Genomic DNA, 16,537 nt, shown 5'->3' with positions numbered 1-16,537 from the left:
AAGAATGTGGTTGGACAGATCGGCCCGGACGGGAATTACACTTTAGAGCACGAACGCGGAACGGATATCGTACTGCGTTGATGTTCAATAAACCCTGGTATAGGCGACTTATTAACGAATACGGTCCGCCAATATCTTATGAAGACAATGTGACGGTTCCTTTCAGAGATACTCGATTGCTTTATCCCACCGAAGAGGGAAAATATGATGGAATTGTTAGATCAATCGCTCAGATACTGGAAGCGTTCGGGCTACCTTGGGAGGAAGCAGGTCGAAGCTCGGAGATCCTCTGGGACAGAATGTGGGAAGTCATAGATTCTAGACCTACTGAATAATCGCACAACTAATATCAATGACAATGATCCAATGTTAAAATAATTTTTGTTACCTTTTCAATGTCTTTTCTTATGACCAATTTAGATCCTGTGGATTGTTATTTATCTGAGTTCCTCCATTTGGGATGTTCCTCTTCAAATTCTTCGATTAGCCGACTTAGAAACATCGGGGTCATCGTGCGCCACTCGTCGCGCTCGGCGGGCGGGAGATATTCGTGGACCGACCGGGGTGCATCCGGCGTGTAGCGTTCGTCGACGAGCGCCCGCACCCCGACCTCCTCGGGCCCCCTGATCACCCGGCCGATGGCCTGTCGCGCGCGGCGCACGGCAGGTACCGTGAGCGCGTACTCGAAGGCGTGCTCGTCGCCGAACTCCGAACCATAGGCCCGCCGGACGGCCCGAATCCGCGGCGAGGCCACGTTGACGAGCGGGACGCCGACGACCACACACGCGCTCAGTTTTTCGCCATCGTAATCGACGCCCTCCGTGAGCGTGCCGCGCGTGGAGGTGACGAGGACTTTGCCGTCGCCGGCGAAGAACTCCTGTTTGAGTTCCTCCGTCCGTTCGTCGCTCGATGGCTCGTCCAGAAGCACCGGTTTCGCCACCGCGTCGGCGAGGCGGCCGTGCGCCCACGCGGCCTCGCGATAGCTCGGCATACAGACCAGGACGTTGCCCGGGCTGCGGGCGAGTTCCCGGAGCGCGTAGGCATAGGTCTCCCGAACTTCGCTTTCCTCGCCGGGTGGCCCGCGATTGCGCGCAGTGAAGGCCGGTGCGTCGACGATCCAGCTCGCACGATTCTCTTCGGGATAACCGAGATCGTAGGTCCGCGTGGCGATCGGGCGCTCGCGATCGTCGCTCTCGTCGTCCGTGGTCTCGACGAGGCGATCGAGACCGATGCACTCGCGCAGGACGTCCATCGGTTCGAGCGTCGCGCTCATCAGTACGCCGCCACCGAGATCCGAGAACCGCTCGCGGAGATCCTCGGCGGGCAGGCAGTCGTAGCAGACCAGCCCGGCGGTGTAGTGGCGCTCCCAGCCCTCGACGCGCTCGCGATCGGTCCGCGAGAGCGTGATCTCCCGGAAGTAGCTCGCGTGATCGCGCGTCCACCAGCGGGTGACGATGCGGCCGACGTCGCCACAGACCGTCGAGCGCTGGGGATCGAGCGAATCGAGCGCGTCCGCGACGGCCGCGCCCACCGTGTGGAGGGATTTGCAGAAACCGGCCGAATACTGCTCGTTCGCCCACTCTGAGAACGCGTCAGTCTCGTCCGTCTCGGGATCGCGAAGTGGGATCTCGACGTTCTCGGGCAGTCGTCCCCCCTCGGCCGCGCGGTCGAGATCGCCGTACTCGTCCGCGAGATAGTGTTCGACGCGGCGATCGAGCCAGTCGATGGCGTCGTCGAAGAACTCCCTCGCTCGCTGGAGCTCGTCGGTACCGACCTCGTAGCTGGCGAGTTCGGTGGCGACCTCCTCGCGATGCTCGCGCGACTGGCCCGCGAGCGTGCTGAGATGGGAGACGTCGTTTCGCGCGCGCCGGAGTGATTGGATCCCGATTCGATCACTGAGGAGATCGCGCACCCGCCCCTCCAGTCGATGAGCCTCGTCGACGATGACGAACGTCCGATCGTCGACCACGCCGTCGGTGAGCGCGCGCGTTCGCGGGTCGAACAGGTGGTTGTAGTTGCCGACCACCACGTCGGCGTCGGCGAGCAGCGTCCCCATCGCACGATGTGGGCAGGTTCCTCGGGGGACCGCACCGGCGAGCAGTTCGTCGGTGGTGACGACGTGGTTTTCGTCATCGTCGAAGGCCACGGGGACGGATTTCTCGCGGGCGTACCAGTCGGCTTCGAACGGACAGTAGGACTGATCGCTCTCACTGAGCGAGTCGGGTGCGGTCGGTCGTGCGGTCGGATAGGGAGCCGTCTGGCCGGCCGTCGAGAGGTTGTCGTCGAGCGTGCGCCACGAGTCGGCATCTGTGCGGGCCTCGGACACGAGTTCGCCCGCGCGGGCGCTGTCCCACCAGACATCGCCACCGCCGTCGTGGGCGACCAGGCCAGCGGTGTTCTCCCGGAGGTCCTCGCAGGCGTCCTGAGTGCTCCGATCGAGCGCACCCGCGCGCTCGTAGGGACAGAGCGTGGGTTTGCCGACGAGTGCGAGCCCGGAGAGGGGGTCGTCGAGCCCGGCGTTGATCGCCCGTAGGTCGTCGATGAACTGCCGGCGCTGCTGTTTGACCGGCGTCACGACCAGCACGTTGTCGTAGCGGTCGGTCTCGCGGAGCAGCGTCCCCGCGGCGGTGAGCGCGGCCATCGTTTTGCCCGTCCCGCAGGCACCCTCCATGACGAGATAGCCGCCCTCGGCCCCCGTTTCGATGGCCGTCTCGATGGCGTCGGCCTGGCCATCGTAGGGCTGCTCGTAGCCGAAGCGCGCCCGCCATGACGGCTCGTCGTTCCCGTGGGTGGCGGCGGATTCCTCACCGCTCATCGGTCATGTGCCAGGTTCATGCGCCATTCGTTATAGGGCTTCGCTCGTGGTCGACGGCGGTGCGGTTCGACAATGCGATCGCCGACATCTCGCCGGATGATCGCCACCGATCGAGTGCCCGTCCACCGCTGGCTGACGGACAGAAATCGCTGCTGAAAGATGTTATATTTTTACTATTTTCACCAGGTTTTTTGTAGTTCCGGCACGACACGCGTTCATGCGACAGACTATCACACGACGTGATTTCCTCGCGATCGCCGGCACAGTCGCCATCGGGACCGGAACCGTCAGTGCGGACGACGGGGATGACGAACCGGTCACGTTCGCGACCTACAACGTCGTCGACCTCCGCACCGAACAGGTCCAGTCGTCGGGCGACGAACAGGCCGCCGCCGCAGCACGCGTCATTCAGGAAATCCGTCCGGACGTACTGGTGCTCAACGAACTGACCAACAACCGTCAGGCGAGTCGCGTCAAGGACGTCCCGTCGTCGCCCTCGAACGCCCGCGCGTTCGTCGAGAACTACCTCAGCGTCCCCCAGCGTTCCGACCTCCAGGGAATCGACTATCCACAGACGGTCATGCCGACGACGAACACGGGCGTCGCCAGCGGGCTCGATCTCGACAACAACGGCACGGTCGACGAGACGCCCGGCGATCGAACGTACGGCAACGACGCCTACGGATTCGGGGAGTTCCCCGGCAAGTACGGTCTGGCGATTCTCAGTCGATTTCCCATCCGGCGGGACGCGATTCGAACCTTCCGGAAGTTCCTCTGGCAGGACATGCCGGACAACCTGCTCCCACGCGATCCGAACACGAACAACTACCTCTCGGACGCCGAGGCCGAGGAGTTCCGCCTCTCCTCGAAGACGCATATCGACGTCCCGATCGAAATCGGCGACGAGGTCGTCCACGCCCTCGCCGCCCACCCGACGCCGCCCGTCTTCGACGGCGAGGGGAACTTCAACGGCAAGCGAAACCACGACGAGATTCGCCTTTTAGCCGACTACGCCGCCGGTGCCGACTACATCTACGACGACAGCGGGCGACAAGGCGGTCTCGACGACGACTCGTACGTGCTGATGGGCGACATGAACGCCGCACCCGGCGACGCGGAGAGCCTCAACGCCGCCACGGAGTATTTCGTCGAAAACGACGGGTTCGTCGCCACACCGTTCCCGACGAGCCCCGGCGGCGCGGCGAAGAATAAGCCGCGCTCGCGCTTCTGGACCGCCGAGTTCGGCTCACAGGTCGACTACGTGCTCCCGTCACCCGCTCTCGGTCGCGACCAGTCGTCGGTCATCTGGCCGAGCGCGGCGACGACCGAGCGAGGGTTGCTCGACGCCGTCCGTACCGCCTCGGACCACCGACTCGTCTGGGCGACCGTCCCGATCGAGCGCGAGGACGCGGAGGACGACCCCGAACAGGACGATGGCGATGAAGACGACGGAGACGAAGAACGCGAAGAAGATGAAGACGAGGAGGATGGAGAGGACGGAGAAGACGAGAAAGACGATGGAGCTGAGGAGGACGAATCGGACAGCGACGATTGAGGGGCGACGGTACGACCAGAGGTGAAGAACGATCGCGGCTTTCGCCCGACGTCCACATGACTCCGGAGCGAAAATTCAGCCGAAGTTCTCGACTTTCGCGCGGTCGGGATCGCCACCGGCGGCCTGGAGCGCGTCGGTGGCGGCGTCGAGGAAGTCGGCGAAGCCGTAGACGAGCACCTGTTCATCGGGCGTGCCCGCGAGTGCATCAGCAACGGCGTCGGTCATCGGTTCGTCGCCGTCGAGAACGGTGACGGCAGCGCCCGCCTCGTCGAGGGCCGCGAGGCGCTCGTCGTGAATGGGGTCGTCGTCGCGGTAGACGACGGCGCTGTCCCCGCCATCGGCAAGTGTGCGCTCGGCGATACCGATGGCGGGACCGACGCCCGGCCCGCCGGCGAGGACGGTCGTGCGCGGTTCATCCTCGTAGTAGGCGTTGCCGAAGGGGCCGGCGACGACGATCGTGTCGTCGAGTTCCAAGGAAGCGAGTTTCGGGCCGACATCGCCCTCGGGATCGACGGCGACGGTGATCTCGAACGCCTCCTCGACGCTCGGCGAGGAGAGCGTGTAGAATCGCGAGAGGCGCTCGCCGTCGACGTCGAGCGAGAGTTTGACGAACTGGCCCGGTCGGGCGTCGAACCCCGCCGGCGTTTCGAGATCGAGCGCGATGGCGTCCGGGCCGACGTCCCGGACGGCGCGGATGCGAGTGCGTGTTGGCTCCATGTCGACGCTCGGTGTGGCCCGGGCAAATGGACTTCGATTCGGCGAGCAGCGCGGCGCAAACACGTCGCATCCATCGATTCGACGGGTGCTGCGGGCCGCAGCGGAACTGTATCCGTCGAAAATGTTGATGGTCGTTCCGAAGCCTTTTCGTCCGCAGATGGCGTAGTCGGGGCCAGCACATGCCAGATGATTTGAACTGGGCCATCGGTGGGGAGGCCGGCGACGGCATCAATTCGACGGGGAAGATCTTCGCCCAAGCGCTCTCGCGCGCGGGCCGACAGGTCTTCACCTCGAAGGACTTCGCCTCGCGCATCCGCGGCGGCTACACCGCCTACAAGGTCCGCAGTTCGACCGAACGCGTCGAGTCGGTCGTCGATAGACTCGACGTCCTCATCGCGCTCACACAGCGAACAGTGGAAGAGAACATGGACGAACTCCACGAGGGCTCGGTCATCATCTACGACGGCGAGCGGACGATGATGGAGGACTTCGAGGCCCCCGAGGGGATGATCGATCTGGCCGTGCCGCTCAAATCGCTCGCCGAGGACGCCGGCGGCGCGATCATGCAGAACATCGTCGCGCTCGGAGCGGCCTGCGAGGTCGCGAACTTCCCGATCGACAACCTCGACGAGGCGCTCGAAAAACGGTTCGGCGACAAGGGCCAATCGATCATCGACAACAACCAGGATGCTGCCCGCCTCGGCGAGGAATACGTCCAGGAGGAGTACGACGAAGAGTTCAGCTACGACATCGAGACCACCGACAACGACTACGTCCTCCTGAACGGCGACGAAGCCATCGGTATGGGCGCGATCGCCGCCGGCTGTCGGTTCTATTCGGGCTACCCCATCACCCCCGCGACGGACGTGATGGAGTACCTCAAGGGGCGACTCGAACGCTACGGCGGCCACGTGATGCAGACCGAGGACGAACTCTCGGCGATCAACATGGCGCTCGGCGCGGCGCGGGCCGGCGCGCGGGCGATGACCGCCACCTCGGGTCCGGGCATCGACCTGATGGCCGAGACGTTCGGCCTCGTCGCCCAGAGCGAAACGCCCCTCGTGATCTGTGACGTGATGCGCTCGGGCCCCTCGACGGGGATGCCGACCAAGCAGGAACAGGGCGATCTCAACATGACGCTGTTCGGCGGCCACGGCGAGATCCCGCGGTTCGTGGTCGCGCCGACGACGGTATCGGAGTGTTTCCACAAGACGATCGAGGCGTTCAACTACGCCGAGAAATATCAGACGCCCGTCTATCTGGTCTCGGACCTCGCGCTGGCGGTCACCGAACAGACGTTCGCCCCCGAGGAGTTCGACATGGACGCCGTCGAGATCGACCGCGGCAAGCTCGTCGGCGAGGACGAGATCGACACGTGGCTCAACGACAGCGATCAGTTCCAGCCGCATTTCCCCGCTGCCGACGGCATCAGCCCGCGGACGCTACCCGGAACGTCGGGCGGCGCACACATGACGACGGGGCTCGAACACGACGAACTCGGTCGACGCACCGAAGAACAGGAGGTGCGCATCGAACAGGTCGACAAGCGAAACCAGAAGGTCGAGACCGCGAAGGAAGAGGAGGAGTGGGACTATCGCGAGTTCGGCGATCCCGATGCCGACACGCTCGTGCTCTCGTGGGGCTCGAACGAGGGCGCGATGCGCGAGGCGATCGGCTTCCTCGACGAAGCGGACATCTCGGTCCGGTTCATCTCGGTGCCGTATCTGTTCCCGCGGCCGGATCTCACCGAGGAGATCGAGGCCGCCGACGACGCCATCGTCGTCGAGTGTAACGCGACGGGCCAGTTCGCCGACGTCATCGAACACGACACGCTTACACGACTGAAACGGATAAACAAATATAATGGCGTGCGGTTCAAGGCCGACGAGCTGGCCGAGCGGATCACCGACGAACTCGACACGCCACAGGAGGTCCCCACATGAGCTCAGACGTCAGATTCACCGACTTCAAGTCCGACAAACAGCCGACGTGGTGTCCGGGCTGCGGCGACTTCGGCACCATGAACGGGATGATGAAGGCGCTCGCCAACACGGGCAACGATCCCGACAACACCTTCATCGTCGCCGGCATCGGCTGCTCGGGCAAGATCGGCACGTACATGCACAGCTACGCGCTCCACGGCGTCCACGGGCGCGCACTCCCCGTCGGCATCGGCGTCAAAAGCGCCAACCCCGACCTCGAAGTGATGGTCTCGGGCGGCGACGGCGACGGCTACTCGATCGGTGCGGGCCACTTCGTCCACGCGGCGCGGCGCAACATGGACATGACCTACGTCGTGATGGACAACCGCATCTACGGTCTCACCAAAGGCCAGTTCTCGCCGACCTCCCGCGAGGACTTCGAGACGTCGACCTCGCCGGACGGTCCCAAGCAGTCGCCCGTCAACCCGCTCGCGCTCGCGCTCGCGGCCGACGGCACCTTCATCGCCCAATCCTTCTCCTCGGACGCCCAGCGCCACGAGGAGATCGTCCAGCAGGCGGTCGAACACGACGGCTTCGGCTTCGTCAACGTCTACAGCCCCTGCGTGACGTTCAACGACGTCGACACCTACGACTACTTCCGCGACACCATCGTCGACGTCGACGACGAGGACCACGACCCGACCGACCGCGACGCCGCCCGCGAGAAGATCACCAACGACACCGAATACCAGGGTGTCATCTACCAGGACGAGGACTCGGTCCCCTACAACGAACGCCACGGCCTCGACTCGAACATGGCCGACATCCCCGACGGCGCTCCCGAGGACGCCACCGACCTCGTCCGCGAGTTCTACTAACGACTTTTTTACTTCGGGGCGTCGCGCGCTCGTTTCACTCGCGCGCTCAACCCCTCGCAAAAACCTCGACTAAAAACTCCCGCTCACTCGCTTCGCTCGTTCACGGTGAACCGCGCTCACTGCTCACGGTTCACTCCGTTCACCGTTCGCTTTCGAGGTTCTTCCTACGGTCGAACCTCGCTTTGTTCGCGCGGATACTGACTCATCACACCACCGCACCTCAACCGCACAGCACCGCCGAAGCCCTCACTCGCTCACTGCGTTCGCTCGTTCGCCCTTCATCCACCAGGAGAGTTTATTCTCCTGAGCCTGCGGTCACTCCGCGACCGCAGACGCCAAGACCGCACCACCGCGGCCGCACCGCCACGGCGACCACGCCGCTGCCGCGTGGCGGCCGCCACGAATCACGCGCCGAGTTCGTCGCGGAGATAGGCTGCGATCTCGTCGATACCGTCGTACGTCCGGTCGACGATTCCTTCCATGTTGAGAAATCCGTGGATCATCGACTCGTAGTTCGTGTGCTCGACAGCGACGCCGGCCTCTCGAAGTCGGTCGGCATAGGCGATCCCTTCGTCGCGCAGCGGATCGAACCCGTTGGTCATGACGAACGCCGGCGGGAGGTCGGTGAGATCGCGCGCCGCGAGCGGGAAGGCGAGCGGGTTGTGCGCGTCGAGTTCGTTCTCGATGTACTGGTCGAGAAACCACAGCAGGTCCTCGGCGGTGAGGAAGTAGCCCGAGGCGTTCTCCGCGCGCGAGTCCATCGGTTCGAGATACGCCGTCGCGGGATACAGCAGGATCTGCCCGTCGATGGCGGGCATCCCGCGCTCGCGAGCCAGTAGCGAGACCGTCGCCGCGAGGTTCCCACCGGCGCTGTCGCCCGCGACCGCCAGCCGATCACTGTCGCCCGAAAACCGCTCGGCGTTGCTCGCGAGCCAGTTCGTCGCCGCGTAGGCGTCCTCAAGCGCCGCCGGCCACGGATGCTCCGGTGCGAGCCGGTAGTCGACCGAGACAACCAAACAGTCGCTGCGCTTGGCCAGCAGCCGACAGAGGTTGTCGTAGCCGTCCAGGCTCCCGAGCACGAACCCGCCGCCGTGGAAGAAGGCCACCGTCGGGAACGGTCCCTCGCCAGCGGGCACGTACGCACGCGCCGGCAGCTCACGCCCGTCGGCCGGAATCGTGACGTCGGACACTCGCCCCACGTCCACGGGATCGTCACCCGCGAGCGCCAGCATCCGATCGAGCTGCTGGCGCGATTCGGCGACATCGCCCGACAGCGAGATGTCGTACTCGTTCAGGAGATCGAGCAGCTGCTCGACCTGTGGATCGAGTTCACCCCTCATGACGATCCCTCATATTCGACGCCCTCTATTAGCTGCTTCGTCGCATTACCGGCATCGACCGATTGTGGATTGACCCCGACGGCGACCACCGCATCACCGTCGTTCTGGGCGATCGCGACGTGGACGTACACCGGCGTCGTTCCGTTGGCGGAACGGTTGGTCGTCGCGTACGTCACCAGCTCCGTCGGCTGGCCGACCAGCGTGACGTTCTTCCGGTTTTCGACCGCCAGCGCGCTCGTGTTGTTCACCTCGCCGAGCATCCGGCCCACGTCGCGGCGTTCGGACGGCTTCGCGAACGGGTTTATCGGCGTTCCGTTCGCCTCGGGGCTCGGCGTACTGAAGACGGCGAATCGCCCCGCGTGATCGCCATGTGCGTACGTTTCGATGTGGTTTTTCACGCCGACCGTCCGATCCTCGCCGTCGATCCCGACCGTCTCGTTGAGCGCGATCGTGGCGCTGTCGTCGAGCGCGTAGCCCGTCCGATCGAGGGTGTCATTCCCGACCGAGACGGGGTTCGCCTCGGCGGTGAGCTGACCACCGGGGAGCGTACAGCCGCTCACCACGACGAGAACGACCAACGCGAGCGCGACACGGAGACGACGCATGAGCCCGAGAGAGGCCCGGGGAATAAGACGGTTACCCACGGTATTCCCGGTCTACTATACTGTCAGTCGGAGACAGCCCGTCTGAACGAAGGAGGAAAAGGGGGCGAGAGGTGGGAGGGTAGGGAAAAGGGAGAGCATCCAACGGCGTCATCGAGCGAACGATCGCCCGTTCGCTACCGATGCGAAAGTACCGTTTTCCCGTCAATTCCGGCCGTTCAAGTGGTTTTGGCCCCTGTTTTGGGTATGAGCACGACCCCTCCCGGACCGAAGGGACTGCCGGTGGTCGGCAACTCGTATCACTACGCTCAGGACCCGTTGCGGTTCATGACGGCGGTCCGGGACACCTACGGCGACATCGCGCAGTTCACGCTCGGGCCCGAGCAGGCGTACATGCTGACGAACCCGGCAGACATCGAGCGGGTGCTCGTCAGCGACGAGGGTGCCTACCGCAAACCCCAGTTCCAGGCGGACACGCTCGGCAATCTGCTCGGCGACGGCCTGTTGCTCAGCGAGGGCGGGACGTGGAAACGCGAGCGCCAGCGGATGCAGCCGGCGTTTCTCAGGAGTCGACTCGACGACTGTGCGGGGCTGATGGCCGAGTACGCCGCGGAGATGGCCGCCGGGTGGGAGACGGGCGAGACCATCCAGGTCGACATCGCGATGGCGAAAGTCACCCTCAAGATCATCACCAGCGCGATGATGGGCGTCGATCTCGACGACGCGACGATCGAGCGCGTCCAGGAGAGCCTCCAGCCGGTCGGCGACCAGTTCAGTCCGACGATCCGTGGCTTCCTGATGCCCGAATGGGTGCCGACGCGCGAACAGCGCGAATACCGCCAGTCGATCGATGTTCTCGAAGACGTCCTTCGGGACGTCCTGCGCGACCGTCAGGGCCCACACGCCGACGGGCCGGACATGCTTTCGCTGCTGTTCGGCGCACAGTCCGAGAGCGCCGAGGTCGATCGCGAGCTGATCCGTGACGAGATGATGACGATGTTGCTCGCGGGCCACGACACGACGGCGCTCACGCTCACCTACACCTGGCATCTCCTCGCGCGCCATCCAGAGATCGAGGCGCGACTCCACGACGAGCTCGACACGGTGCTGGGCGGCGAGCCACCGACGAGCGAGACGGTGCGACAGCTTGACTACACCGATCGCGTGCTCAACGAGGCGATGCGGCTCTACCCGCCGGTCTACACCCTTTTTCGAACTGCGAAGGAGCCGGTCGATCTCGGCGGCTATCGCCTACCGCAAGGGTCGCTGCTCATGCTCCCCCAGTGGGCCATCCACCGCGATCCCCGCTGGTACGACGATCCCGACACGTTCGACCCCGACCGCTGGAAACCCACGCGCCGGAACGAGCGCCCCAGCTATGCGTACTTCCCGTTCGGTGCCGGCCCGCGGTCGTGTATCGGCAAACAGCTCTCGCTGCTTGAAGCGAAATTCATCATCGGCACCGTCGCACAGGACTACCACCTCGATCTCGAATCGAGCGCCTCGTTCGACTTCCAGCCGACGCTGACGCTCCATCCTGCCGATCCGGTCGAAATGTCGATCCGCGAGCGTCAGTAGGACTCAGTCGTCGGCGACCGCCGCGCCGACTTCGATCTCGCCGGCGTCGAGTTCGCGCTCGACCTCGCGGGCGGCCGTGACCATGTTCTCCATCTTGCCGTAGGCCACGTCCCGTGGGAGGAGTTTCACCCCACAGTCGGGGCTCACCGTCAGCCGCTCGGGCGGGACGATTTCGAGGCCCTTCTGGATGTTCGCCTTGATCGTGGCGACCGATTCGACCTCGCCGACGTGGACGTCGGTGACGCCGAGCGCGAGATCGAGATCGAACTCCGGCTCCTTGAACACGTCCAACTGCTCGTAGTCGCCGTTGGCGAGCTCGACGTCGAACTCGTCGATCGGGAACTCCAGGATCTCGGGGTAGATCCGCGAGTAGTCGCCGTAGCAGACGTGCAGGCCGATCCGTACCTCCTCGGGGAGGTCAGCGACGATGCGGTCGAGTGCCTCGCCGACGATCGCGTGGTCGTCGGGCGTCGTGGCGAGGGCGGGCTCGTCGATCTGGATGTAGCGCGCGCCAGCGTCGACCAGCTTCTGGATCTCCTCGTTGACGAGGTCCGCGAGCGCGAGCGCGAGCTCGCGATCGTCGTCGTAGGCCTCGTTGAAACTCCAGCTGGCGAGCGTGTAGGGGCCCGTGATCGGGACCTTCACCGGGCGATCGGCCACACCATCGGTGAACTCGAACTCGGAGACGAGCCAGGAGTCGTCGTACTCGACGTCGTTCACGACGGAGGGTTTGTCGAAGTAGTTGTGACCCCAGACCTTGACCGGGCCGTTGAACTCGTAGCCCTCGATGCGATCGGCGAAGAACTCGACCATCTCGTTTCGTCGCATCTCGCCGTCGACGACGGCATCGAGTCCCGCGCGTTCGTGTTCGTGAGTGATGATGCGGGCGGCGTCGTCGGTCGCCTCCTCCCACTCGCCATCGTCGAAGTCGCCTTCGGGATCGTCGTGGAGCTCGCGCACGCGATCGAGCCACTTCGGTTTCGGATAGCTGCCCACGACGGTGGTGAGGATGAAATGCTCGTTCGGGTGGTCGGCCGGCCGAAACTGCTCGCGGCTCATTGGGCCACCTCCGCGGCGCGGGCAGCGCCCGCGGCCAGCGCTTCGAGCTTCTCGATACAGCGACTCACCGGCAGGTAGAACAGTTCGGTGTTGGTGGTGATGTACATGGTTTCGAACTCCGCACCGGGCGTCTGCTCGTCGACCCACGCGACGCGCTCGGCGATTTTCTCGGGCTCTTCGACCAGCGTGTTCTGGCCGTCGGCCAGCCCGAGTGCGATCCCCTCCTTCGTCCCGTACTCGTTGATGTTGTAGAGGTTGTCCTCGTGGTTCGTGACGAAGTCGTAGCCCACGGCGTCGATGTCCGCGTCGAGCAGGTGGGCGTGGACCTTCTCGGTGAGCGCGCCCCAGTAGGTCTGGACCACGACGTCGGCGTCGGTCGCGTCGGCCACGCGATCGATGGCCTCGCTCGCGCGTTCGTCCTCGCCGTCGCCGGGCGGGCTCGTCACGAGCGACGGTTCGAGGACGAAGACGGTCTCGACGTCGGAGAACGCCCGTACCTCGCCCGCGAGGAAGTTCGCGATGGCGTCGAGGAACTCCGCGGAATCGCCGTAGAACTCGTCGGTCGCGAGTTCCGACAGCGAGTACGGACCGGGCACGACCGCCTGCGTCGGGGCGTCAGGATCGATCTCGCCGAGCGCGTCGAGATCGTCGGCGAGGTCACCGTCGAAGGTGAGTTCGCCGGAGACGACCGGCTCGCGGTAGAAGTTGTTGTTGTCGTAGTAGCGGACGATCCCGCGCGTCTCGACGGCGTCGTGGACGCAGAGCGGGTGGGCGAGCATGTCGTCCCAGCGGAGCTGTCCTTCCACTACTCTGTCGAGTCCGGCGGTCGCCTGCCAGTCGGCGACGGTCGCCCGCGTCTCATCGTAGACGTCCGTGATCTCGGTCCCCTCGCTCCCGTCGACGAGGTCCTCCTTCTGGTGGCCCTTCAGGCTCCCCAACTGATCCTTCGCCCAGTCGGGCAGCGGAAACACGCCGGGCGTCGTCGCGACGAATTCCGTCATAGGTGGGATGGGGAATGACGGCGCTTAATATTTGCTACTCGCGATTATGCATCCAGGTAATCATTCGTGGTCGAGACGGAGGATCGAGAGCGTCTCGAACGGGAACGAGTCCTGGTCGACGGTCGTCGCCGTGAAGCCGGCCTCGTTCGCCAGTTCGACGACGGTGTCGAACCCACTCAGACTGCTCACGAGCATGAGCACCCGCCCCTCGGGCGTGAGCACGCGCCCGACGCCGGCGAGAAACGGCTCGATCACCGCACGCCCGCTCTCGCCGCCAGCGAGCGCCACCTCCATCCAGTCGTCGACCGCTTCCTCGGGCGTGGTCGGCAGATATGGCGGGTTGAACGTCACGAGATCGAACACCCCGTCCCCGAACGGTTCGGTGAGATCGCCCTGCACCACTCGGATACCGCTCTCGCGGGCCTGCCGACAGGCGTGTGGGTTCGGGTCGACGCCGTAGACCGTCGCGCCGGTCTCGGCCATCGCGGTCGCGACGTAGCCCGATCCGGTTCCGACGTCGAGCGTGCGGTCGGTGGGGGCGGCCTCGTCGCGGGCGGCCGTCGCCAGCAGGTGTGAATCCTCGGCCGGCTGATAGACCTTCTCGCGCTCGCGGCGCTCGTCGAGCCCCACGCTACTCACCCCCGTCCGTCGCGGGGCTGAGGCTGCCGTGCTCGGCGTGTGGGCCGACCTCGCCACCCTCATCGCGGGCGGCGAGCACGCGCTGCGGGTAGGCGATCGAGATCCCCTCACGGTCGAACGCCCCTTTGATCGCCTGGATGAACGCGCTCTTGGCCCCCCAGACGCGCCGCGAGCTCGGGTCGTCGATCCAGAAGCGCGCTTCGAGGACGATGCTCGACTCGTCGAACTCCTTCAGGACGGCCTGTGGCGAGGGCACCGATCGTGGTTCGTCCATCTCCGCCATCGTCTCCTCGGTGAGCGCGACCACGTCGTCGAGATCGGTCGCGTAGTCGATGCCGATCTCGGTGTCGACCCGCAGGCGGTTGTTTTCGGAGAGATTGACGAGCGGCTCGCTCGTGATCTGGTCGTTCGGGACCAGGACGTGTTCGTCGTTGAACGTCCGGATCTCGGTGTTGACGATCGTGACTTCTCTGACGATCCCCTCGTACTCTCCGACGGCGATCCAGTCGCCGACGTGGAACGGGCGCGAGAAGAGGAGCACGAAGCCGGCCGTGACCGAGCCGATCGTCTCCCGGGCGGCCAGCCCGATGACCGCGCCGAGCGCTCCCGCACTGAGGAAGAGCCGGCTGAGTTCGATCCCCCAGATCGCGAGCACGACGAACAGCGCGGCCACGGCCACGCCGACGTCGGCGATGTGGTAGGCGACCTCGCTCTGGTGGTCGGTGATCGCGCCGTACTCCTCGGCCAACCGGTCGATCGAGCGGTTGAGCAGCCGTATCAGCAGATAGGCCATGACGATCACGCCGGCGATGAGCAGCAGTCGAGCCCCGGTCCAGCGGTTCACCGAGAGCGCGTCGAACACCAGCCCGATGGCCGGCACGACCCGCCAGACGACCATCAGCCAGTAGACGGTGCCGACGACGCAGACGGCCACGACGCCGGCCTGCAGCGCCTCGGTGAGCCGCGAGCTATACCGCCGCTTCAGCGGCTTTCCGGCCCGATTGATGAGCACCACGATGCCGGCCAGAACGACCAACGCGCCGAGACTGCCGAGCAGCTGCCCGCCGGTCGACGAGAGATAGATCTTCTGGATGGAGCGGAGGAACTCGGGCACTAGCATCGGCGATCGCACCCGACAGCCGCCTCAGACGCGCTCGAACTCCTCGCCACCACACTTCGGACAGAGCCGCTTTCGCTCGTCGAACTCGGCATAACAGTCGATGCACCGATATTCCTCGTCGTCGGGCCCCGCGTCGGCGGTATCCGTATCGAGCGTCTCGCGGAGCCCCTCGATGAACGCCATGTGGTCAAGGACGTTCGTGGAGCCTTTCGGTTTCGTGCATGCACGTGCCGTGTTCGCTCGACCGACACGAATCGTGAACCGTTCCTCCGGCTCGCCTCGGTCCACCCGCCCGATCCCGCCCATCCGCCGGGTACGCGCGAGACGCGCCCACCCGGTACGGCGTCGAGCGCCGTTTCGCTGAACGCGATCATTCCGGAGGAGCGACGTCGGTATGTTCGATCGCCAGTTCCGTCAGCGCGGCGAACTGCTTGGGAGCGAGTTCGCCCGCGCGCTTGCCCAGCAGTTCCTCGTCGGCGACCTCGACGACCGCTTCGGGTCGTTCGATACCCGTGATATGGCCCGTGTTCCGAATCGCGTTGCGCAGCGTCTTGCGTCGCTGGGTGAACACGCCCCTGACGAACGCGAGGAAGGGTTCTTCGGGAACGCCGTAGTCGGGATCGCGGGGACGGGTTCGCACGACGGCACTCTCGACGGCTGGCGGCGGCGAGAACGCCGCCGGTGGCACGGTCTCGACGATCTCGCAGTCGGCGTAGTGGCCCGCCGTCACCGACAGCCGGCCGTAGTTCTCGGTGTTGGGAGCCGCGACCATCCGCTCGGCGAACTCCCGCTGGACGGTGACGACGAGCGGCCGCTTGCGGGGCAGCAGTCGAAACAGAACCTCGCTCGAAATCCCATAGGGGAGGTTCGATAGCGAGGCCGTGAATTCGGGCAGATCGATGGCGAGCGCGTCGCCCTCGACGACGGTCAGACGTCCTGCCGCGATCGCGTCGGCAAACTCCTCGCGGAGGAAGGCGGCGAGCCGGCTGTCGCGCTCGACGGTCGTCACGCGCTTGGCCCGATCGAGCAGGCGGTCGGTCAGCGCACCCGTGCCGGCACCGATCTCTAGGACGTGGCTCGTGTCGAGCTCGGTAGTGTGGGACGCCAGGCGGTCGAGCACACGATCGTCGACCAAGAAGTGTTGGTCCTGATCCGGATCGGCGCGCACGCCCGCCCGTGCGAGCAGTGCATCGGGGTCGCGTTGCTGGTCGTGATCTCGTTCGTCGGCGTCGCGTCCGTGACTCATCGCCATCCGCCCGCCACGGCCGCGCTCGACGCTCGCTGGTTCATGGCGGCGATAGCGACGCGGCC

At 65.2% G+C, this 16,537-nt stretch carries 14 protein-coding genes; 4 read left to right on the top strand and 10 right to left on the bottom strand.

The window, feature by feature from the left end; all coding sequences use genetic code 11:
* Positions 1-433 precede the first annotated feature (433 nt).
* Positions 434-2,815: an ATP-dependent DNA helicase gene (locus MUK72_RS09615; RefSeq protein ID WP_244699485.1), complete on the bottom strand. Its 2,382-nt coding sequence runs from the start codon at positions 2,813-2,815 to the stop codon at positions 434-436.
* Between the two features lie 217 nt (positions 2,816-3,032).
* On the opposite strand from MUK72_RS09615, the gene MUK72_RS09610 reads away from it, so the two are divergent.
* Positions 3,033-4,370: an endonuclease/exonuclease/phosphatase family protein gene (locus tag MUK72_RS09610; RefSeq protein WP_244699483.1), complete on the top strand. Its 1,338-nt coding sequence runs from the start codon at positions 3,033-3,035 to the stop codon at positions 4,368-4,370.
* Positions 4,371-4,445: 75 nt separating this feature from the next.
* On the opposite strand, the gene MUK72_RS09605 is transcribed toward MUK72_RS09610, so the two are convergent.
* On the bottom strand, positions 4,446-5,087 hold the full coding sequence (locus tag MUK72_RS09605) for an FAD-dependent oxidoreductase (RefSeq protein ID WP_244699481.1): 642 nt from the start codon (positions 5,085-5,087) through the stop codon (positions 4,446-4,448).
* 179 nt (positions 5,088-5,266) lie between these two features.
* Here MUK72_RS09605 and MUK72_RS09600 point away from each other — a divergent pair, with 179 nt between their 5' ends.
* Together MUK72_RS09600 and MUK72_RS09595 are read left to right on the top strand one after the other, a co-directional pair.
* Positions 5,267-7,030: a 2-oxoacid:acceptor oxidoreductase subunit alpha gene (locus MUK72_RS09600; RefSeq protein WP_004052292.1), complete on the top strand. Its 1,764-nt coding sequence runs from the start codon at positions 5,267-5,269 to the stop codon at positions 7,028-7,030.
* Entirely contained in the window at positions 7,027-7,887 is an 861-nt protein-coding gene (locus MUK72_RS09595; protein WP_004052291.1) for a 2-oxoacid:ferredoxin oxidoreductase subunit beta, read from the top strand. The genes MUK72_RS09600 and MUK72_RS09595 overlap by 4 nt, the downstream gene beginning before the upstream one ends.
* A gap of 404 nt (positions 7,888-8,291) precedes the next feature.
* Here MUK72_RS09595 and MUK72_RS09590 read toward each other — a convergent pair whose 3' ends face one another.
* Positions 8,292-9,227 (bottom strand): alpha/beta hydrolase, encoded by a 936-nt coding sequence (locus MUK72_RS09590; RefSeq protein ID WP_244699479.1) that lies wholly within the window; start codon positions 9,225-9,227, stop codon positions 8,292-8,294.
* Complete coding sequence (locus tag MUK72_RS09585; protein WP_244699477.1) at positions 9,224-9,832, bottom strand: DUF6517 family protein; 609 nt, start codon at positions 9,830-9,832, stop codon at positions 9,224-9,226. The genes MUK72_RS09590 and MUK72_RS09585 overlap by 4 nt, the downstream gene beginning before the upstream one ends.
* A gap of 243 nt (positions 9,833-10,075) precedes the next feature.
* Between MUK72_RS09585 and MUK72_RS09580 the strand changes: the two genes are divergently transcribed.
* Complete coding sequence (locus tag MUK72_RS09580; RefSeq protein ID WP_244699476.1) at positions 10,076-11,407, top strand: cytochrome P450; 1,332 nt, start codon at positions 10,076-10,078, stop codon at positions 11,405-11,407.
* A 3-nt stretch (positions 11,408-11,410) separates the two neighbouring features.
* On the opposite strand, the gene MUK72_RS09575 is transcribed toward MUK72_RS09580, so the two are convergent.
* The 6 genes from MUK72_RS09575 to MUK72_RS09550 form a co-directional block, all read right to left on the bottom strand.
* Entirely contained in the window at positions 11,411-12,466 is a 1,056-nt protein-coding gene (locus MUK72_RS09575) for a methionine synthase (protein WP_244699474.1), read from the bottom strand.
* On the bottom strand, positions 12,463-13,467 hold the full coding sequence (locus tag MUK72_RS09570) for a 5-methyltetrahydropteroyltriglutamate--homocysteine methyltransferase (RefSeq protein WP_244699472.1): 1,005 nt from the start codon (positions 13,465-13,467) through the stop codon (positions 12,463-12,465). Before MUK72_RS09570 ends, MUK72_RS09575 begins: the two co-directional genes overlap by 4 nt.
* A gap of 60 nt (positions 13,468-13,527) precedes the next feature.
* Positions 13,528-14,097: a HemK2/MTQ2 family protein methyltransferase gene (locus tag MUK72_RS09565; protein WP_244705310.1), complete on the bottom strand. Its 570-nt coding sequence runs from the start codon at positions 14,095-14,097 to the stop codon at positions 13,528-13,530.
* Between the two features lies 1 nt (position 14,098).
* The gene (locus MUK72_RS09560) at positions 14,099-15,226 is read right to left on the bottom strand and encodes a mechanosensitive ion channel family protein (RefSeq protein ID WP_244699470.1); all 1,128 of its coding nucleotides are present in this window, start codon (positions 15,224-15,226) and stop codon (positions 14,099-14,101) included.
* Between the two features lie 24 nt (positions 15,227-15,250).
* Positions 15,251-15,409, bottom strand: a complete 159-nt coding sequence (locus tag MUK72_RS09555) for an FmdB family zinc ribbon protein (protein ID WP_169316345.1) — start codon at positions 15,407-15,409, stop codon at positions 15,251-15,253.
* Positions 15,410-15,596: 187 nt separating this feature from the next.
* Positions 15,597-16,478 carry a 16S ribosomal RNA methyltransferase A gene (locus MUK72_RS09550; RefSeq protein WP_244699468.1) on the bottom strand — a complete coding sequence of 294 codons (882 nt, stop codon included), beginning with the start codon at positions 16,476-16,478 and terminating at the stop codon, positions 15,597-15,599.
* Positions 16,479-16,537 lie beyond the last annotated feature (59 nt).

The sequence above is a fragment of the Halococcus dombrowskii genome, assembly GCF_022870485.1.
GTDB lineage: Archaea > Halobacteriota > Halobacteria > Halobacteriales > Halococcaceae > Halococcus > Halococcus morrhuae.
The sequence above is the reverse complement of the archived record's forward strand: the minus strand, read 5'-3'. Positions and strand labels throughout refer to the sequence as shown.